This is a genomic window from Fulvimarina pelagi HTCC2506 (genome assembly GCF_000153705.1).
Classification (GTDB): domain Bacteria; phylum Pseudomonadota; class Alphaproteobacteria; order Rhizobiales; family Rhizobiaceae; genus Fulvimarina; species Fulvimarina pelagi.
On sequence record NZ_DS022272.1, the window covers coordinates 80,168 to 98,631 of the forward strand.

15 protein-coding genes, 1 tRNA gene and 1 riboswitch are annotated in these 18,464 nt (G+C 63.9%); of the genes, 3 read left to right on the top strand and 13 right to left on the bottom strand.

What is annotated here, in order from left to right:
- Positions 1 to 4: 4 nt before the first annotated feature.
- The 9 genes from FP2506_RS00375 to FP2506_RS00415 form a co-directional block, all read right to left on the bottom strand.
- Positions 5 to 1,057, bottom strand: coding sequence for an AI-2E family transporter (locus tag FP2506_RS00375; RefSeq protein WP_007065342.1), 1,053 nt, complete (start codon positions 1,055 to 1,057; stop codon positions 5 to 7).
- 223 nt (positions 1,058 to 1,280) lie between these two features.
- Complete coding sequence (lhpI, locus tag FP2506_RS00380) at positions 1,281 to 2,969, bottom strand: cis-3-hydroxy-L-proline dehydratase (protein WP_007065343.1); 1,689 nt, start codon at positions 2,967 to 2,969, stop codon at positions 1,281 to 1,283.
- A complete protein-coding gene (locus tag FP2506_RS00385; protein ID WP_007065344.1) occupies positions 2,966 to 3,967 on the bottom strand; it encodes a 4-hydroxyproline epimerase in 1,002 nt (333 codons plus the stop codon). Before FP2506_RS00385 ends, lhpI begins: the two co-directional genes overlap by 4 nt.
- Before the next feature lie 2 nt (positions 3,968 to 3,969).
- Positions 3,970 to 5,226, bottom strand: a complete 1,257-nt coding sequence (locus tag FP2506_RS00390; RefSeq protein ID WP_007065345.1) for an NAD(P)/FAD-dependent oxidoreductase — start codon at positions 5,224 to 5,226, stop codon at positions 3,970 to 3,972.
- 40 nt (positions 5,227 to 5,266) lie between these two features.
- Positions 5,267 to 6,232 (bottom strand): dihydrodipicolinate synthase family protein, encoded by a 966-nt coding sequence (locus FP2506_RS00395; RefSeq protein ID WP_007065346.1) that lies wholly within the window; start codon positions 6,230 to 6,232, stop codon positions 5,267 to 5,269.
- 113 nt (positions 6,233 to 6,345) lie between these two features.
- Positions 6,346 to 7,023, bottom strand: coding sequence for a GntR family transcriptional regulator (locus FP2506_RS00400; protein WP_007065347.1), 678 nt, complete (start codon positions 7,021 to 7,023; stop codon positions 6,346 to 6,348).
- 114 nt (positions 7,024 to 7,137) lie between these two features.
- Positions 7,138 to 8,412 carry an NAD(P)/FAD-dependent oxidoreductase gene (locus FP2506_RS00405; protein ID WP_007065348.1) on the bottom strand — a complete coding sequence of 425 codons (1,275 nt, stop codon included), beginning with the start codon at positions 8,410 to 8,412 and terminating at the stop codon, positions 7,138 to 7,140.
- Between the two features lie 8 nt (positions 8,413 to 8,420).
- Positions 8,421 to 9,827 carry a 2-oxoadipate dioxygenase/decarboxylase HglS gene (hglS, locus tag FP2506_RS00410; RefSeq protein WP_007065349.1) on the bottom strand — a complete coding sequence of 469 codons (1,407 nt, stop codon included), beginning with the start codon at positions 9,825 to 9,827 and terminating at the stop codon, positions 8,421 to 8,423.
- 100 nt (positions 9,828 to 9,927) lie between these two features.
- Positions 9,928 to 10,137, bottom strand: coding sequence for a hypothetical protein (locus tag FP2506_RS00415; RefSeq protein ID WP_007065350.1), 210 nt, complete (start codon positions 10,135 to 10,137; stop codon positions 9,928 to 9,930).
- A 167-nt stretch (positions 10,138 to 10,304) separates the two neighbouring features.
- Here FP2506_RS00415 and ruvB point away from each other — a divergent pair, with 167 nt between their 5' ends.
- Positions 10,305 to 11,351 carry a Holliday junction branch migration DNA helicase RuvB gene (ruvB, locus tag FP2506_RS00420; RefSeq protein WP_007065351.1) on the top strand — a complete coding sequence of 349 codons (1,047 nt, stop codon included), beginning with the start codon at positions 10,305 to 10,307 and terminating at the stop codon, positions 11,349 to 11,351.
- Positions 11,352 to 11,363: 12 nt separating this feature from the next.
- Here ruvB and FP2506_RS00425 read toward each other — a convergent pair whose 3' ends face one another.
- From FP2506_RS00425 to thiB, 4 genes are all read right to left on the bottom strand, one after another.
- Entirely contained in the window at positions 11,364 to 12,881 is a 1,518-nt protein-coding gene (locus FP2506_RS00425) for a M48 family metalloprotease (RefSeq protein ID WP_007065352.1), read from the bottom strand.
- Positions 12,882 to 13,137: 256 nt separating this feature from the next.
- Complete coding sequence (locus FP2506_RS00430) at positions 13,138 to 13,893, bottom strand: thiamine ABC transporter ATP-binding protein (protein WP_007065353.1); 756 nt, start codon at positions 13,891 to 13,893, stop codon at positions 13,138 to 13,140.
- Positions 13,890 to 15,509 carry a thiamine/thiamine pyrophosphate ABC transporter permease gene (gene thiP, locus FP2506_RS00435; protein WP_007065354.1) on the bottom strand — a complete coding sequence of 540 codons (1,620 nt, stop codon included), beginning with the start codon at positions 15,507 to 15,509 and terminating at the stop codon, positions 13,890 to 13,892. The genes FP2506_RS00430 and thiP overlap by 4 nt, the downstream gene beginning before the upstream one ends.
- 28 nt (positions 15,510 to 15,537) lie before the next feature.
- Positions 15,538 to 16,566: a thiamine ABC transporter substrate binding subunit gene (gene thiB / locus FP2506_RS00440; RefSeq protein WP_050765108.1), complete on the bottom strand. Its 1,029-nt coding sequence runs from the start codon at positions 16,564 to 16,566 to the stop codon at positions 15,538 to 15,540.
- Positions 16,567 to 16,624: 58 nt separating this feature from the next.
- Positions 16,625 to 16,733: riboswitch (TPP riboswitch) on the bottom strand.
- Between the two features lie 139 nt (positions 16,734 to 16,872).
- On the opposite strand from thiB, the gene FP2506_RS00445 reads away from it, so the two are divergent.
- A complete protein-coding gene (locus tag FP2506_RS00445; RefSeq protein ID WP_007065357.1) occupies positions 16,873 to 17,514 on the top strand; it encodes a thiamine diphosphokinase in 642 nt (213 codons plus the stop codon).
- Between the two features lie 188 nt (positions 17,515 to 17,702).
- Positions 17,703 to 17,779, top strand: a tRNA-Arg gene (locus FP2506_RS00450).
- The last annotated feature ends 685 nt before the right edge of the window (positions 17,780 to 18,464 follow it).

Consider the following 18,464-nt stretch of genomic DNA (forward strand, 5'->3'; position numbering starts at 1 on the left):
CCCGTTACGACCTGAACTGCTCCGTGATCTTCCATCGATCCTCGTGGCCGCCGACGAAGACGGCGAACTTATGAGTGGCCTCGAATCTTGCGCAGACAATCACGAGCATCGCCGTAAGCGGCACGGCAAGCAAGCCGCCGGCGATACCCCAGATCCAACCCCAGAACAGCAGTGAGAGAATGATGGTGATCGGCGGCAGTGACACCCCTTTCGACTGCAGCATCGGATAGACGAAGTTACTGATGATCAGCTGAAGTGCGACAAAGCCAGAGAAGACCACGAGCGGCATAACCCAGCCGCCATACTGGACGAAGGCGTAGAGTGTCGGCGGCAAGATACCAATGATGTTGCCGATCACCGGGATGAAGTTGAGGAGGAAGTTGAGGATACCCCAGATGACGGCGAGGTCGAGCCCGAGTGCGAAGGCCCAGATGAAGGAGGCGACGCCGGTGATGAGACTCGCCAGCGTGGTCATGGCGAGATAGCTGCGCAGGCTGTCGGCCATCTCCGTGACCGTTTCTGAAATTGCACGGTTGTCCTTCGACTCGTACTCCTGCCGGAACTTGTAGGCGAGCTTCGGCACTTCAGGGAAGCCAAGGATCACGATGACCGAGACGACGCCTATGTAGCTCAAGACGGTGTACAGATCGCTGAGGACCATCCGGCTCATCGCAAGGACCCGCTCGAAGGCGCCGACCTCGTCTGGCAGGACAGGCAGTCCATTCGTTTTCGCCCAATCGGAATAACTCTCGAACACCGCTTCGAATTCCTCACGCCGCTCGACGAGCTTTTGTGCCACCTGCGAGAGAGCGTAGAGCACGATCCCGAAGAAGATGAGCAAACCGAATATCAAGACGACGACGGTGATTGCGTAGCTCAGCTTTGGTGGCCCAAGATGGTTCGCCCAACGCTTGATAGGCCAAGCCGAAGCGATGATGCAGAAGGAAACGACGATGGGCATCAGGACGGGATAGCCGATCTTCACGGCGGCGACGATCAGGATGATCGCGATGACGGCGAGAAGACGATTGCGCATCAGGTCCGGCTTTATCGACATTCAACCTCGAACTCGTTGCCCCGGTCGCTCAGGCGCACTCCTGTGGCAGAACTCGCAACGCCGGTATCAGGTCGTCTGCGGTGCGAAGCGGGTCCCATTTTCTATGCCCTTCTAAATCGCAACGGTTCGAAGCTTTGCTGGTTGCGAGCGGAAATCGGTCGCCGCCAAGCTTTCGAACTCCACGACGCGTTTCAATGGATCGCTCGCGTCAATGGTCCTGAACTCAGCAGAGCCAGTCCGGAGGAGAGTTCGAGAGGCGGCCTGTGACGGCTGCTTCCACGCAGCCGGCGAGGCTTGCGAGCCGTACCGTGCAACCGGATAGGGCCGGGCCGTAGTGGGCATATTTGCCGGAGTTCGTGACCACGGTTTTGGCTTCGACCGGAAAGAGCGGGCGGACGATCGAGCACCAGCAGAGATCGGTGTAGATGTGAATACCGGCCTGTTCGAGGCGGGGGAGCGTGCCATCGCCTCCAAGCTCTTCCCGGACCGCGTTTCCGAGGGTCACGATCAGCGCGACGCCGTCGGCGACATGCCGGCCTCTAAGGGCCGCCGCGAGCCTTCGGCATTCCTCGGCCGACGCGTGTGGGCTGCCGATGGCGACGAGGTCGATAGCGTCGGAGCCAGCGTTGAGCTTCGCAATGGTTCTCACAAAGTCGGCGCGGGTAATCGCGCGATGGTCGGGGCCGTCGGTCTCGCAGTCGTCGGCCTCGGGCGTGATGCCTGCGATGTGCAGCATCGGAGCGGCCGAGGTCGTTCCGAAGGCGGCGCAGAGCGCTTTGAGGTCGTCCGGCGCGGGGCGTGTTTTGTCCAGACCTCGGAGCAGGGGAATGCGGTCCGGCGATTTCAGGCCGGCGAGATAGCCGATCATCGGCCAGACGAGATCGTCGGCGTTGTCGGGGGCCTCCACGTCGATGACGGTCCGCGCGCGGCGATTGGTGTCGAGATAGACACCAGAAAACGGCGCGCGGCCGGTGATGGCGATGCAGAGATCGAGGAAGTCGGGATGCTTTTCGGTGCGCGCGCCAAGAACGCTGTTGGCGTAGATGACGGCATTCGACTCCGACCAGGCAATCATCTCGCCGTAGCGTGGCGGGCCGTCGAGAAGATAAGGAGAGCAGGTGAAGCTCGGACGGCAGCCCATATCGACATAGCAGTCGGCCAGTCGCTGGGCGGGTTCACCAAAGGCGGTCGAGACGTTCTGCGCGCGCCAGGCCCCATGTTCGACGGAGATCGCATTCATCGTGGTCGGGATCGAGACCCGTGCGCCGAGAGCCGCCATCCGTTCCGCGAAGGTGAGATTGGCTGGGCTCGCGTAGATGCAGCCGTCGATATGGGCGCGGGTGACGTCGAGCAGTTCGCTCGCGCCCTGCTGCCGGGCCATGGCGCAGATGATGCGCATCGCAGTTCGCGTGGCTTCACCGCGTTCGCCGCCGAGCATGGCTTGGTCTTCCGGCGTCAGCACGAGAGGCTCGACCGAGGAGGGTTCGAGCCAATGGGACACGCCGTCGAGCATGATCGCGTCCGGCGTGATGGAGGCATAACCTGCGGCAGTCGCGGTTTCGTAGGCCTCGCGTCCGAGGCGGACGACCGGAATGGTCACGCCGAACATCTCGGCCGCGATCAGCGCGCCGAGGGTGAGGACATCTTCGGGGCCGCCGAAGACCAGCGCGGCGGGGGCCCTGCCGGCGAGGGCGAGGTCGAGGTAGACGCCGGAGCCAGAACAAGAGCCTCGGCTCGTCGCCATGACGAGAACCCTACCGCTGGCCATTTCGCCATGCTGCGGATGGTGGACGTCTACGATGCGTCCGGTCGCCGGATCGACGCCGCCCCAGAAGCTCAACGGCTCGTCGAGGATGAGGACTGCGCCTTCACCACTCCCCGCCAAGATGCTTCGGCCGGCGGTTCCCGTCACAGGACGCTGAATCCGGCGGCGAAGGGATCGCGGTCGTCGATGAAGATCGTGTTGATCCCGGTCTGGCGCGCCCAGCCGGCGATGGAGGGGACGATCGCGGAATAGTTGCCGACGGTCGTCGCTCCCTCAACGCGGCCTTTGAAGAGGGAGCCGATGATCGACTCGTGCACGAAGTCGTCGCCGACCTTCAGCTTGCCCTTTGCCGCGAGCTGGGCCATGCGCGCCGAGGTGCCGGTGCCGCAGGGCGAACGGTCGATCGCCTTCTCGCCGTAGAAGACGGCATTGCGCGCATCGGCCTCCGAATGTTTCGGTGCGCCGGTCCAGAGAATGTGGCGAAGACCGTTGATCTCCGGATGGAGCGGGTGGACGAGCTCGTATTTGTCGTTGAGCGCGGCGCGAAGGCGCGGCGAGAGGATGACGAGATCGCCCGCGGTGAAGTCTGCGACGTCGCGGAATGTCTTCTGCGGTTCAACGATGGCGTAGAAATTGCCGCCATAGGCGATGTCGACCTTGAGTTCACCGATGCCTTCCACATCCACCGTGAGGCCCTCGGAATGGAGGAAGCCGGGGACATTGGTAAGCCGCACCTCCTCGACGAAGCGGCCTTCCTGGCTATAGGTGATGTCGACCCGCCCGGCGGGCGTTTCGAGGGCGAGCCTGCCCGGTTCGCGCGGGCTGACGAGACCGTTTTCCAGCGCCATCGTGACGGTACCGATCGTGCCGTGGCCGCACATCGGGAGGCAGCCGGAGGTCTCGATATAAAGGACCGCGACGTCGCAATCCTCGCGCGTCGGCGGGTAGAGGATCGCGCCGGACATCATGTCGTGGCCGCGCGGCTCGAACATCAGCCCGGTGCGGATCCAGTCGTAGTCGCGGATGAAGTGGGCGCGCTTTTCCAGCATGTTGGCGCCCTTCAGATGCGGCCCGCCGCCGACCACCAGCCGAACCGGATTGCCGCAGGTATGGCCGTCGAGACAGGAAAAGGTGTGGTTGGCCATGGTCAGAACCGTTGCGGTGAGAAGGGGGTAAGGTCGATCGGCGAAGCCCGGTCGGTCAAGAGGTCTGCGACGAGGCGTGCCGTGCCGGCCGACTGGGTGAGCCCGAGATGGCCGTGGCCGAAGGCGTAGACAATGCGCGGCGTCGCGCGCGAGCGTCCGATCGCCGGCAGGCTGTCGGGAAGGGACGGCCGGAAGCCCATCCATTGGCGGCCGTTTTCGGTCTTGAGGCCAGGCAGGAAGGTCTTGGCCTTTCGCAGCATCGCTTCGGCGCGGGCGAAGTTCGGCGGGCGGTCGAGACCGGCGAGCTCCACCGCGCCGCCGACGCGCATGCCGCTCGAAAGGTTGGAGATGACGAAGCCGTGGCCGCCGAAGGTGAGCTGAAGGCGCAGGTCGAAGGCGCCGACGGGGAGGCTGGTGTTATAGCCGCGCTCGGTTTCGAGGGGGATCTTCTCGCCGAGGGTCTTGGCGATCCGGTGGGAAAAGGCGCCGGCTGCGAGGACGACTTTGCCGGCTTTTAGACGTGTTCCCGCGGTGGTTTCGATCGTGACGCCGCTATCCGACGGTACGAGGCGCGCGACGTCGGCACGTTCGATCGTGCCGCCCTGGTCTTCGAAGCGCCGGGCGAGAGCCAGCACGTAGTCTTTCGGATCGGCGATCGAGTACCATCCGGGCGTGAAGGTGCCGTGTGTCAGCTTCGGCGAGAGGCCGGGCTGGAGCTCGGCCATCGCGGCCGCGTCCATGTGCCGGAACTCGATGCCGTGCCTTTCACGCGCGGCCCAACCGGGGAGAGAGGCGCGGAACTCCGCTTCGCTTTCGTAGAGTTCGAGATTGCCGTCCCTGCGCAGCATGTCGAGCGTGCCGCTTGCCTGCATGAAGGGTTCGAGCTCGGCCTTCGACAGCGCCATCATCGCGGTCTGCGCCTTCGAGGCGGCGGCGAAGCGCGAGGGACGGGCCGAGAGGGCGAAGCGGAGCAGCCAGGGCGCGATCTTGAGGGCGTAGGCCGGCGGCACGCTCAAGGGCCCGAGCGGATCGACGAACCATTTCGGCGCCTTGCGGAAGATGCCAGGCGAGGCGAGCGGCAGGATGTCGGTGAAGGCGAAGGCCCCGGCATTGCCGGCCGATGCGCCGGCCGCCGGGCCTTCCCGGTCGATGACCATGACCGAGAGCCCGCGCGCTTGGGCGGCGAGGGCGGCGGAGAGGCCGATGACGCCTGCGCCGATGACGGCGACGTCCGGCCAGTTGTTTGCGGCTTGCTCCATGATCGCGAAATCCGCCGCTTGCTTCGCCGTTCCCGTCAGATCAGGCCGCGGGGGCCAGCGCCTCGACGCTGTTTGACAGCTTCCACTCCGCATACCAGCGCTGGAAGAGCCTGAACTGAGCCTCGGCAAAGCCGCGCTGGCTTTCGCTGAGTTCGTCGCTCTTGTTGAAGTGGAGGCGGTACTCCTCCTCGCCCTTCAGGACGAGAAGATGCTTGAAATAGAGGACGAGATCCGGACCCTCGTCGAAGGAGGAGAGGACGGCGAGCGCCCGGTCCAGCTCTTCCGCCGCGCGGCGGGCCGCGACGCTGCCCTTGGCAGCCTCCTGCGAGAGCGCGCAGAGATGCAGGACCTCCTCGGGCAGCACGTTGCCGATGCCGGTGATCGCGCCCGTCGCGCCGCAATTGACGTAGCCGTGTACGACGGCTGTATCGACGCCGATCATCAGCGAGACGTCGTCGTCGCGGCTGGTGATCGTCTCGGCGGCATAGCGAAGGTCGTCGAAGCCGCCAAATTCCTTGAAGCCGCAGAGGTTCGGATGCTCGGCGCGCAGGGCGAAGAAGAGGTCGGCCCTCGTAGCGAAGCCGTAATAGGGGCTGTTGTAGATCACGGCCGGCAGGTTCTGCGCGGCGGAGAGCACGGCCTTGAAATGCGCCTTCTGCGCCGCCGGCGCGCTGCCGCGCGAGAGGACGCGCGGAATGACCATCAGGCCCTTTGCGCCGACCTTTTCGGCATGGGCCGCGTGGGCGGCGGCAAGCTTGGTGTTCATCGCGCCGGTGCCGACGATGACCGGGATGTCGGCCTTCGCCAGCCGCTCGACGCCGGTCATCCGCTCTTCGTCGGTGAGGAGCGGCCAATCGCCCATGGAGCCGCAATAGACGACGGCGGACATGCCGGCCTCGATCAGCTCGCCGGCCTTCTTCACCAGCGCGTCGTAGTCCGGCTTCCGGTCGGCGGTGCAGGGCGTCATTAGGGCGGGAATGGTGCCGGAGAAGATGTCAGCTTTCATGGCTAAGACTTTCACGATTGAAGGAAGGGGTACGGCCAAAAAACGCGGTTCTCGGTTCCCTTCTACTTAATTGTATAATCTTTGTCGACAAAATTCCTGGCGTTACGCGATCGCTACAGATCGATGGCGAGATCGGAGCGAAGGGTCATCAGGTTCTGGATCTGGTCGACGATCTGCTCGGCGTGAGCACGCCCCAGACGATCGGCCTCTTCGAGATCGCCGGCCTCGATCGCGGCGATCATCGCCTCATGCTCGTCGACGAAGCGCTGGGGCAGGCGATCCTCGTAGGAGCCAAAGTAGACGCGAAGAATTCGCCTTCCGTCGTCGAGGAGCCGGGAGAAGAGGCTGAGGAAATAGCCGTTCTGCGCGGCTTCCGCGATCGCGATGTGGAAGGCCTGGTTGGTGGCGATCATCGCAAGCGCATCCTGCCGCTCCACGGCCCGCCGGAATTCGGCCTGACGCTCGCGGATCGCAGTAAGGTCCTCCGGCCCGTGATGCTGGGCCGCGAGCCGTGTCGTCACTCGGTACATCAGGACGAGCGCATCGAAGAAACTTCGAAGATTGAGCGTGTCGATGGCCGAGACCATGGAGGCCCGGTTCGGCAGGTTCTCCACGAGGCCGTCGGCCGCGAGTTTCACCAGCGCCTCGCGGACAGGTGTGCGTGACACGTCGAAACGCTGGGCGAGTCTCACCTCGTCGATCGGGCTGCCGGGGGGCAGGGCTAGTTCGAGGATCTCGTTGCGCAGTATGTCGTAGACGTGTTTCGAACCAGAGCCGCGTTTGCGCTCCATGGACGGACCTCTTCGGTGACGGCGTGGCACAGGCTCCACGCGAAGCCCGTCATTCTATGTCTTAGGATCTCATCCCCGGCCGGGAAGGTTCAGCCGTGCCGAATGCTGCGCTGTTCACCTGCGAAGATGAGCGATCTGGCTACCGACTTCGTAGACCGCCTCCCGCGGCGTCCGCCAGCGCTGAGGCGTGACCGGCGTGAAATCGAGCGGCAGGTCGTCGTCCGTGATCTCGCCGAGGATATAGCGCGCCATCATCCGCCCGAAGGCCGTGCCCGGCGCGATGCCGCGTCCGTTGTATCCGCTTGTCGAGATCATGCGGTCGCCTAGACGATGCAGCCGAGCCATCCCATCCGATGTGGTACCGATCTGGCCGTACCATTCGGCTTCGAAGGCGACGTCGCCGATCTGGGGGAAGAGTCTCTGCATCGCCCGACGCGCCCAGCGGCGATGGACGGCGAGCCCCGTGCCGCGCAACGCGCCGACGCTGCCGATGACGAGGCGATCGTCGCGATCCATGCGCACCGAGGTAAGGATCTGTCTGGTGTCCCACATGCCGTGGCGATCGGGCAGGATCGAGCGAGCGAGATTGCCGGAAAGTGGTGCGGTCGCGATCTGGAAGTAGGGAAGATGAGCGAGTTCGGTCCGGATGTCGTCGAAGGGCGGCACCGAATAGACGTTCGTTGCGACGACGACCCATGGCGCGGTGACGCTGCCGCGCGGTGTGCGGATACGCCATTTGCCATCGACCTCATCGACGCCCGTGGCGGGGCTCTCGATCAAGATGTCGGCGCCGGCTGCGATGGCGGCTCGGGCGAGACCCCGGACATAGGCGAGCGGCTGAATGGTCCCTGCGCGCCGGTCGAGAAGGGAGCAGACATAGCCTTCCGAGCCGGTTGCTATCGCAGTCTCGTCCGCGCCGAGTAGCTCGACGTCGGCGCCCCGGCGCTGCCATTGGCTGGCGCGGATTTCGAGGGATTTTGCGCCGGACCGGCCGACGCCGCAATGAAGCGTGCCCGCACGAACGGCCTCGCATTCGATGCTGTGGCGCGCGATCAGGTCGAAGACGAGACGCGGCGCCTCGGAGAGCATGGTGACCAGCTTTTCGCCGCGCGCCTCGCCAACGCTCTTTGCGACATCGTCCGGCGCGGTCCAGAGGCCGGCATTGACGAGGCCGACATTGCGGCCCGAACCGCCGAAGCCGATTTCCTTCGCTTCGAGAACGGCGACCGGTCGCCCAGCTTTGGCCAGATGAAGCGCTGCCGAAAGACCGGTATAGCCGGCGCCGATGATGACGACGTCGGCGATACGGTCGTCATCCAGCGGTCTGCACGAAGGCGCGGCCGGCGCCGTCCGCTCCCAGAGGCCATGCGACCGCGGATCGTTTTCCATATGGACTTTCAGGCGGCGTCGGTGTGCGCGCTGCGCAATGCCTTGAGCGTCGCTTCGATCGATCGCGCCTCGGCCTCGCGGTAAAGCGCGAATTCGTCGATCACCGCCCGGCCGAGCGCTGCTTCGAACTCCGCCTTGTTGCCGGACGCGTCGGCATTCGACTGGGCATCGGTGCCGAGATTGGACTGGAATATACCCGCGGCCGAAACGGGCAGGAAGTCTTCGTAGACGATCGGATCGGCGGAGACGTGTCCGGCTTCCACGAGGGCGTCGAGATCGGTCTCGAAACTGCCGCGCCGGGCAGCGTCGAGACCCGCCTCGGTGGGTGCGTATCGGAAATAGCCGAGCCTTTCCCGGCGCATCGACTCGTGATTGTCCGGAAATTCGGCGAAGGTTTCGACGAGCGATGTCTCGTAGTCCTTCGCGCCTTCGCCCTTCGCGTCCACGTTAGCCGCCGTGCGGGCTTTGGTGAGAAGTATATCGTATCGCGCGCGGCCTTCCGACGTGAGCGCCGCGCCGCGCTGTTCGATCTCGCCGAAGCGGGCAGTGTGGCTTCCGGGCTCGTGGCCGGTTTCGCTTCTGAAGAGGATAGGCTCTTCCAACGCCTTGAAGCTCGTCTGGCGGAGGAGGAGAGGGCAGTCGCGCTGAGGCGGGCCTTCGATCACCGCTTTCGGCGCAATGCCGCGCTCGGGCATGCGGCGCTGCACTGTTTCGATATCGAGGGTGCGCGGCGTCAGATGGTTGATGTGCGGCCCCTTGAAGCAAACAACGTCGGCGATGAGACGATGAACGTCCGCGAGGCGCTGATAGGTCTCGCGCGAGACCGTCGCCTCGGAGTGCCAGCGGAACGTCTCGACAGCCTCGGCGACGAATTCTTTCGCTTCCAGCGCGGTGAGGCCGCCCTTGGCTTCGGCGAGCTCGACGAGTTCGACGGCGCGCGGCGTGAAGATCGAGCGGCTGGCAAGGATCGCGGCCGCTTCGTCGCGCAGGGCGTCGTTCTCGATCAGGTCGAGACGCAGAAGCGAGGTGAAGACGCGGAACGGGTTTTTCGCCAAGGCCGCGTCATCCACTGGACGAAAAGCGGTCGAGTGGACCGGAATGCCCGCAACAGAGAGATCGTAGTAGCCGACCGGATGCATGCCCATGACGGCGAAGAGCCGCGCCATGAAGGCCAATTCCTCCGCCGTCCCGAGCCGGATCGCGCCGTGGCGTTCGTCGGAGAGGCGATCCAGTTCGCCGGCCCGTTCCAGCCGCGCCTTCAGGTCCGGATCGGCGGCAAGCGCCTCGTCGTTCCGCTCTGCGACCAGCTCCATCAGCGTGCCATATTGCGGCACCTCCGTCCGGTACATTTCCGACATCGCGCCGGAGAAGGCGGCTCGGATAACGTCGGATGGCACGAGCGGGGCGAGCGGCATGGATCGAACCTCTTCGTCTTCGTCGCGGCGATCATACGCCTCGATGGCGGACGGCCTCAAGCCGGCCGCGCGCCGCTCGCTCGCCGGTTTGGCGGATATCTCAGCCCTGCGCGCCCTCGGGCGGCTTCTTGCCGGCGCGAATGGCGGCGGCGCGATCGTCTTCGCTCATCTCCTCCCATTCCTGGACCTCCTTCGGTATGTCCTTGCCGATCAGGTCTTCGCCAAGTTTCTCGCCCTTGTAGCGCTTGTCGGTACGTTTGATCGCATTGCCGAAGCCGCCGTAATTTGCGTTGGTGTCGTTGTCGCCCATGAGATGTCTCCATTGCCTTCCTCTGCAAACGGTTCTGGCGACCGAAAGATGCGCCGGTGCGAGCGTTCCGAACGAAAAGCGAACGATTCCGTTGAACCCGCTTGGCAAGGTCTCTATGCGTTGGACAGATACGATACTTCGCAGCCGCCCGCTGGAGCGCCCACTGAATGAGCGAGACTTCCCGTCTGATTGCGCCTGAAAAGCGCGGCGAGGACATCGATATGACGCTGCGCCCCCAAGCGCTCGACGAGTTCGTCGGTCAGGCTCAGGCGCGGGCCAACCTCAAGGTCTTCATCGGCGCGGCCAAAGCCCGGGGCGAGGCGCTGGATCACGTGCTCTTCGTCGGGCCTCCGGGGCTCGGCAAGACGACGCTCGCCCAGATCATGGCGAAGGAGCTCGGCGTGAATTTTCGCGCGACCTCCGGGCCGGTGATCGCCAAGGCCGGCGATCTCGCCGCACTGCTCACCAATCTCGAGGAGCGCGACGTCCTCTTCATCGACGAGATCCACCGGCTCAATCCGGCCGTGGAGGAAATTCTCTACCCGGCGATGGAGGATTTTCAGCTGGACCTCATCATCGGCGAGGGACCGGCCGCGCGCTCGGTGAAGATCGACCTGTCGAAGTTCACGCTGGTGGCGGCGACCACGCGTATCGGCCTTCTGACGACGCCGCTTCGCGACCGCTTCGGCATTCCGGTCCGGCTCAATTTCTATACGGTCGCAGAACTCGAACACATCGTGACACGCGGAGCGAGGTTGATGGGTCTCGCGATGGATAAGGCGGGGTCGCAAGAGATCGCCCGCCGTTCCCGCGGCACACCGCGCATCGCGGGACGTCTCTTGCGCCGCGTGCGCGACTTCGCCGAGTTCGCCGGGGCGGGGACGGTGACACGGCAGATCGCCGACGAAGCGCTATCCAGACTGGAAGTCGACAGCCTCGGCCTCGATCAACTCGACCGGCGCTATCTCGACCTGATCGCATTGAATTTTGGCGGCGGGCCGGTCGGGATCGAGACGATCGCGGCAGCACTTTCCGAGCCGCGCGATGCCATCGAGGACATCGTCGAGCCGTATCTGCTGCAGCAGGGCTTCATCCAGCGAACACCGCGCGGGAGGCTGATCACTCAGGTCGCATTCCGGCACTTGGGGCTCGCCTTGCCCGCCGGCTATCAGGGCGTCCAGTCAAGTCTCTTCGAGGAGCCCAGCGAGGGCTGAGCGAATCTCGGCTTATTCCGCTACGACCTTATAGCGGGCGCCTGGTTGCACGCTGCCCGAAGCGCCAAGACCGTTCAGGAGGCGGAAAAGCGCAGCCGGTCGATCCACGCCGACCATCCGGCGCGAGAGACTGTCCACGGTGTCGCCCCCAGCCGCCGTAACCACTCGAATGCGGAGCGGTTTTAGTGAATTGCGCTCGGCAGTCGAGAGCATGCGGAAGGACGAGGAGACGGAATTCGAAATCGCGTCGACGCGAGCGGCGTTTTCCGTCGGGACTGCCGTCAAAAAGCGATAAACCTGCTTGCCGACGCGGACCACTGTGACGTCGAAGGCATAATCGCCGCCAGAAGCGCGTGCGGACACTGCTTCCAGCCCGCCGATCTGTTTGCGCCGGATGGTCGACTTGTCGAGGCCGCCGACCCAGCCGCTGGCGATGTAGTCCTCGAGCCTTGCCGAAGGTGAGAGCGCCACTCCGTCGAAGCGGATCGCGACATCGCCCGGACCCGTTGCGAGGACCGCTTCCGACGTGTTGTCGATGACGAAGTCTGCCGGCACGTCGAAGGCGATGCCGAGGCCCGGATGGTAGAATTTGCGTCCGCGAACATAGCCTTCCGAGGCCGAATCACCGAACAGGATGCCGTCGATGCCGTTGAGGTAGCGTTCGCGATCGGCCGAGCCGGTGCCGACCGGGCCCTGTTCGGAGGCGTGCCGCCTGGCAAGATTGATGCGTTGGGGCGCCGAGGGATGCGAAGCCAGGAAGTCTAGGCTCGGATTTTCTACCTGAAAGGCGTTGCGGAAGCTCGTATAAGCGTCCATGGCAGCAAGGAAGCGGCTTGCCGCATACGGATCAAAACCGGCGCGCGTGATGTGCTTGATGCCGAGGTCGTCGGCCTGAAGCTCCTGCTGACGGGAGAACTGTGCGACACTGATCCTGTTGCGGGCCAGTGCCATGCGGCCTGCCTGATCGCTGGCGAGAACCTCAGAGACAACGCGGCTTGCGATCTCGGCCTCCCGCTCGCGCTGCTGGCGTTCGATCCCGTGATTGGCTGATACATGCGCCATCTCGTGGCCGATTACAGCGGCGACTTCGGCGGAGTCGTTGGCAAGCGCCAGGAGACCACGCGTTATGTAGACGTAACCGCCCGGCAGGGCGAACGCGTTCACATTCGGCGAGTTGAGAACGGTGATGTTATAGGCGCGCTCAGAATCGTCACTTGCAGCTTGCAGTTTGCCGACAACTCCAGCGAGCATGCGTTCGACCCGCGGGTCGGAATAGGCGCCGCCATAGGCAGCCAGAATTTTCGGATGCTGCGAACGGCCGATCCGGGACTGCGGATCCTGCGCTTGCGCTGTCTCGAAGGTTACAGGCGACCGTGATGCGGCATAGCCGGTCGTCAGATCGCTGCTGGAAAGGCCGAGGCCCTCCTCGAGGGTCGTGCAGGAGGCTGAGCCGAGAAGAAGCGTGGCGGCTGCGAAAAGACCCAGCCGCCGCAGAATCGTGTGACCAGCGTTGGACGCTTTTGCAATCATGCTATTCGAAGTTCGCCTCAATCTCTTGCCGCAACGCGACGGGTAGCCGTCACCCGCATTGGTCCGCGCCAATATTTTCCTTTAAGCGTTTGCGGCAGTCCCCCGATAGAGTGAACGCGCAACAGAGCGGTCCTCAACCGGCATCGTCCCCACGACGCGGCATATTCGGTCGTAGGCGGAGATTGAGGTTTCAATTGGGCGTTCGATTGATTCCAAAGGCGATTCGCTGCGAAGCCGGGCGTGCGATATTCGAAGATCAGATCGCGTCCAGCCGCCTCGAATGGTCCTGGGACCCGAGATAGCGGCGAACGTCCTCCGGTGCTGCTTCGCCCAGCATATTTTCGACCGGGCCGACATGGGCGATGCGCCCTTGATCGAGAAACGCGACGCGATCGGCATAGCTGCGGGCATCTTCGGGATGATGGGTCACCATCAGGATCGTCAGCGGGGTCTCGGTGAATTCGCTACGCAACTGCCTTAGGGTTTTCATCATGTCGCGGCGAAGGGCAGGGCCGAGAGACGCGAACGGCTCGTCGAGGAGAAGCAGAGGCTGGCGGCGCAGGAAAGCGCGAGCGAGGGCCGCGCGCTGGCGTTCGCCGCCGGACAGTTCGTGTGGCTTGCGCCCACCTTTGCCGCCGAGGCCGACGGTATCGAGAATGTTCTCTATTCGCCCGCGTTCGTGCGGGGCTACCCTGCGGTTTGGCGCGATGCCAAGGGCGACATTTTGAAAGACCGTCAGATGCGGGAAGAGGTTGTTGTCCTGAAAGACGATCGAGAGCGGGCGCTCCGAGGGACCTTTCCCGCTGACGTCCTCTTCGGCGATCGAAATGCTGCCGCTCGTTAGCGGCAGGAAGCCGGCGACCATGTCCATCAGCGTCGACTTGCCGGCGCCGCTCGGGCCGATCAGGGCAAGCCATTCGCCGGGCATCAGCTCCAGATCGAGCGTGACGGACCAGTCGTCGCGCGCAAAGACCGCCTGATCGAGTTTGAGGGCTGGTCGGGGATCGCTCATTTCGCTTTCGCCTCGATCGCGCTCGTCCGCTCGGCGAACCAGATCAGCGCCAGACAGACGACGCCGAGGATAAGCGCGAGACCCGCCGCATCATCGGTGCGGTAACTACCCATGCGCTGGTAGAGTAGATAGGGGAGCGTCGTGAATTCGCGATTGCCGAAGAGCGCGATCGCGCCGAGATCGCCCAGCGAAATCGCGATGGCAAGCGCGAAGGCAAGGCCGACCGGACGCCTGAGGGCCGGCCAATCGAGCAGGCGAAAGCGGCGGAAGCCCGTCATACCGAGGCTGTCGGCGAGCTTCTCGTAGCGGTTATGGGCCGCCGCGAAGCCCGGACCCAGAATACGCACCGCGAAGGGCACGGCCATCGCCATATTGGTGAGAACGACGATGTAGGGTGCGGCGGAGAAGACGCTTGTCACTTCGCGCAGGCCGAGGAACCAGCCGGCGCCTACGACGACCGGCGGGACGACGAGAACGAGGCTCGCGGCGATCTCTAGCGCGCGGCGTGGGAGGGGCATCGTCAGCGTCATGCGACGCTCGGCGCTCGCCAGCGCTTCGACGCCGAGCAGAATCAGCACCGAGAGGAATAGGGCGAGAAGCCCGGAGGTGAACGCGACCCAGAGGCTGGTGAAGAGCGCATCGAGGACCGCCGCCTCGGAAAGCAGCCGCCACAGATCGGCGGTGATGCCGGCGAGCACGATCGCGACGAAGGGCGAGAGCACGAAGAAGAGACCGAGGATGAGGACGACTGCATCATAGCCCCGCCGAATTGGTCCTGCGCGGTCCCAGCGCGTCGCACGGCCGCCGAGGCCGAACTGGCCGGCATCCGACCCACCGAGGCGGTTCGCGACCGTGAGGATGATCGCCGTCAGACCGATCTGCAGAAGCGACAGCGCGACGGCGCGGCCCGGATCGAATTCGTAGCGCAACGTCTGGTAGATCGCGACCTCCAGGGTCGTCGCGCCAGGACCCCCGCCGAGGACGAGAACGATGGTGAAGCTCGTCGCGCAGAGCATGAAGATGAGGCTAGCCGCTGCCGGCAGCACGGTGCGGATCGCCGGCCATTCGACGAGCCGGAACGTCGTCCAAGGCGAGAAGGAGAGCTGACCGGCGAGTTTCCAGCTTTCCTTCGGAACGTCGTCCAAGGCTGCGATCATCAGCCGGGCGGCGAGCGGCAGGTTGAAGAAGACATGGGCGATGAGGATGCCCGAGAGACCATAGATCGAAAAGCGCGGCAGTCCTAAGAACGCACCGACATCGGCGACGACGCCGTTCCGCCCCCAGACGGTGATGATCGCCAGCGCCCCGACGAGTACAGGTAGCGCCTGGGGCAGGAGGAAGATGCGCAGGACGACGCTCCTTCCTGGAAAACGCGAACGGTGCAGGGCGCTGGCCAGCGGGATCGCGCCGATAACCGATAGCAGTGTCGAGAGCGCGGCCTGTTCCAGCGTGAAGAGCGTGACGCCGCGCAGATAAGGATCGGTCAGTATTGCAAGTAATGGTAGCTCGCCGTCGGTGCCGGCGGCGAGCACGACGAAGCCGCCGGCCAGGAAGCCGGTGAGGAGGAGGGCGGCGGCCACCCCGAGGATCAGCCGGATCGTCCGGTCCCGAGCCATGCGCGCTGCGCTTTCCGTTCAGCGCCGATCAGCGCCCGAGCGCCTCCAACCATTCCTGTGTCCAGGCCTGACGGTTCTCCGCGACCGTTTCGGGGTCGATGTAGAGCGGGTTCTCGACTTCGATCAGCTTGTCGAAAGCCTCCGGCAGATCGACGCCATCGATCACCGGATAGGCCCAGTTGCCGGTGGGAATGACCGACTGAAAATCCTCGGTCAGGATGAAATCGAGGAATTTGCGCGCAAGCTCTGGCGTATCGGTGCCTTCCAACATGCCGGCTACCTCGATCTGCAGGTAGAGCCCTTCGGAGAATTCGGCCGCCGTGTAGCGCTCGGTCTCCTCCTCGATCATATGATAGGCGGGGGACGTCGAATAGCTGACGACGAGCGGCACCTCGCCCGAGGTGAAAAGCCCGTAGGCCTCCGACCAGCCGGGCGTGACCGTGAGGATGCGGTCCGACAGCTCTTCCCACTTCGCCTTGGCGTCCTCGCCGTAGACCGCCTTCATCCAGAGCAGGAAGCCGAGACCCGGCGTCGAGGTGCGTGGGTCCTCGATGGCGATCTTCTGCTCAGAATCGCCGGTGACGAGGGCATTGAGGCTTTTTGGCCAGTCGCCTGCTTCTTCGGTGTCGACCATGACGGCGAGATAGGAATAGTCGAACGGCACGAAGGTGTCGTCGTTGTAGTCGACCGGGAGGGCGAGTGGCGAGAGGTCGGTTTCGCTCGACGCGAAGAGGCCAGTGGCCTTGGCTTCGGGCACGAGATCAGTCGTAAGGCCGATTACGGCGTCCGCCGGGGAGGACGCTCCTTCGAGTTTCAGCCGGTTGAGGATCGCGACGCCGTCGGCAAGGCCTTCGAACTGGAGATCGCATTCGCACTTCGCCTCGAAGGCCGCCTCGATCTTCGGGCCGGGGCCCCATTCGGGGACGAAGCTTTCATAGGTGTAGATGGTAAGGACCGGCTTCTCGCCATCCTGTGCGCGTGCCGAGGACGCGTAGCCCGCTGCGGCAGCAACGGCGACCAGACCAGCCAAGTTGAAGGAAAAGTTCGAATACGCCACTGTGGCCTCCCTCGAAATCGTTTCGAAAGGAAGCTGGCGAGCCAAGGCCGCGATGGATCGAAGCCGGCGCCCTCATTCCCTCCGCCGGCATGATCCGGATCAGGTTCGACGGGTCGGCCTCTTGCCTCTCAGCCTGCGTCGGATACGCGGCACCCCGTGTGAGCATTTTGCGGAACATTAAAGCGTTTCGGCCGGAAGGGAAGCGGCTCAGCGTGGGTGTCGAATGGCAAACGCGCGTCGTCGATGGTTGTTATCGCCTCGTCTCGCGTCTTGGCCGCAGCAGCGTGCGCTCCATTCTCAAAGTCCATGACGGAATTCGCAGTTCTCCTTGCCGGCGAGATCGCGCCGACCGAACGCCTGAAAGCACGCCTTCAGCCCTGCCGTGTCGTCGCAGCGGATGCCGGGATCGACCACGCCCATGCGCTCGGGCTCAAACCCGAGCTCTGGCTGGGCGACTTCGATTCGGCGGAAACCTCAATCAGATCCGCTAGCGCGATCGAAACGCGGTCCTATCCGACCGGCAAGGACAAGACCGATGGCGAGCTCGCCATCGAAGCTGCCATCGAGCGGGGCGCGACCAGCATCATCATCGCTGGCGCTCTCGGCGGGCCACGCAGCGACCATGCCTTCTCCAACCTCGTCCTCGCTCTGCGCTACGCCGAACAGGGCATCGCGATCGAACTCGACGACGGCCGCGAACGCGGCTGGCCGCTCCAACCCGGAAATCGGCTGGAGATCGATCTCAAGCTGGGCACGCAATTCTCAATCCTGAAGTTCTCGGACGTTACGGGCCTCATGATCACCGGCGCCGTCTACCCGCTCGACAATGTCGCGGTGCCCTTTGCCTCGATCCTCACCCAGTCGAACGAGGCGACCGGACCGATTTCGGTGTTCATGGCCGAAGGCCATGCGATCCTTCTCGCGCAGGTCGATCCTGCGGTCCGATGAAGGCGTCTTGCAGCTCTGACCGCCTGAAACGGGCCTGTGAAAGCGCGCAGATGCAGCAGCTGTGACACAACGCTCGGCATTGCGGTGTGGGCCTTGGCCCGACGCACCACGCGTTCTTATGGATCGGTGAAATCCGCCCAAGCACAGGTTTCGCGCTGATCAGCTTTATTCTATAAGGTCGTCTGCGTGGTCCCGTAGCTCAGCAGGATAGAGCATCAGATTCCTAATCTGAGGGTCACAGGTTCGAATCCTGTCGGGATCACCAATTCTGGCGCGACGCATAATCTGCAACAAAACCGCTATAGCCTGTAACTTTTCCTCGTTTCACGGTGGAATTAAGCCCTTTCGACGATTTCGCGAATTTCATGGTTAACGCCCGAATCAACCATAGGCTGTGGCCTCCGTCATGGGAGGACGTCCCGATCGAACGAGTAGATGATTCGAGGGTAACGCTCAGGCCGCCTGCTATCGGTCGAGCACGCTACGCGGATCGGCTTGTCGGTATTCAGCGATAGCGGGCCGTACGGCCGCTCGAATGAGTCTACGGTCAGCGCGACGATCTATCATGCCGGGGAATTGCAGGCACTCCGCCAGGAACCCTTGTCCATTACGGCCATGCGTATGGAGTCGCTTCTCGGACGAGCGTAGATGGGCCCAACATCAGTCTCAGGTATGATTCAGGCTCATCGTCTCGTGGCGAGCGATTCGAGTTCCGCGCCGTCGAGGCAGCCGAAACAAAAAACTTCGTCGAACCGATCGAAGTACCATTCCTTCCTCTCCCATGCCCATCGGGCCGCGAGAAGCTTTCTGTCGGCTTCGACGGTGTCGTCGAGATCTTCAGTGAGGACGGATACATTCCACATCCACACATCGAGATTGTCATCGAACCCAAGTTCGACGAGGGCTGTCGTATCCTTCTAGTCAGGATGAGGCGACGCAAAGTAGCCGAT

What these genes read in the sequence shown, in the direction of transcription:
- FP2506_RS00375 (WP_007065342.1), bottom strand. Translation starts at nt 1,057, where the DNA reads ATGTCGATAAAGCCGGACCTGATGCGCAATCGTCTTCTCGCCGTCATC.
- FP2506_RS00385 (WP_007065344.1), bottom strand. Translation starts at nt 3,967, where the DNA reads ATGGCCAACCACACCTTTTCCTGTCTCGACGGCCATACCTGCGGCAAT.
- FP2506_RS00390 (WP_007065345.1), bottom strand. Translation starts at nt 5,226, where the DNA reads ATGGAGCAAGCCGCAAACAACTGGCCGGACGTCGCCGTCATCGGCGCA.
- FP2506_RS00395 (WP_007065346.1), bottom strand. Translation starts at nt 6,232, where the DNA reads ATGAAAGCTGACATCTTCTCCGGCACCATTCCCGCCCTAATGACGCCC.
- FP2506_RS00400 (WP_007065347.1), bottom strand. Translation starts at nt 7,023, where the DNA reads ATGGAGCGCAAACGCGGCTCTGGTTCGAAACACGTCTACGACATACTG.
- FP2506_RS00405 (WP_007065348.1), bottom strand. Translation starts at nt 8,412, where the DNA reads ATGGAAAACGATCCGCGGTCGCATGGCCTCTGGGAGCGGACGGCGCCG.
- hglS (WP_007065349.1), bottom strand. Translation starts at nt 9,827, where the DNA reads ATGCCGCTCGCCCCGCTCGTGCCATCCGACGTTATCCGAGCCGCCTTC.
- FP2506_RS00415 (WP_007065350.1), bottom strand. Translation starts at nt 10,137, where the DNA reads ATGGGCGACAACGACACCAACGCAAATTACGGCGGCTTCGGCAATGCG.
- ruvB (WP_007065351.1), top strand. Translation starts at nt 10,305, where the DNA reads ATGAGCGAGACTTCCCGTCTGATTGCGCCTGAAAAGCGCGGCGAGGAC.
- FP2506_RS00425 (WP_007065352.1), bottom strand. Translation starts at nt 12,881, where the DNA reads ATGATTGCAAAAGCGTCCAACGCTGGTCACACGATTCTGCGGCGGCTG.
- FP2506_RS00430 (WP_007065353.1), bottom strand. Translation starts at nt 13,893, where the DNA reads ATGAGCGATCCCCGACCAGCCCTCAAACTCGATCAGGCGGTCTTTGCG.
- thiP (WP_007065354.1), bottom strand. Translation starts at nt 15,509, where the DNA reads ATGGCTCGGGACCGGACGATCCGGCTGATCCTCGGGGTGGCCGCCGCC.
- FP2506_RS00445 (WP_007065357.1), top strand. Translation starts at nt 16,873, where the DNA reads ATGACGGAATTCGCAGTTCTCCTTGCCGGCGAGATCGCGCCGACCGAA.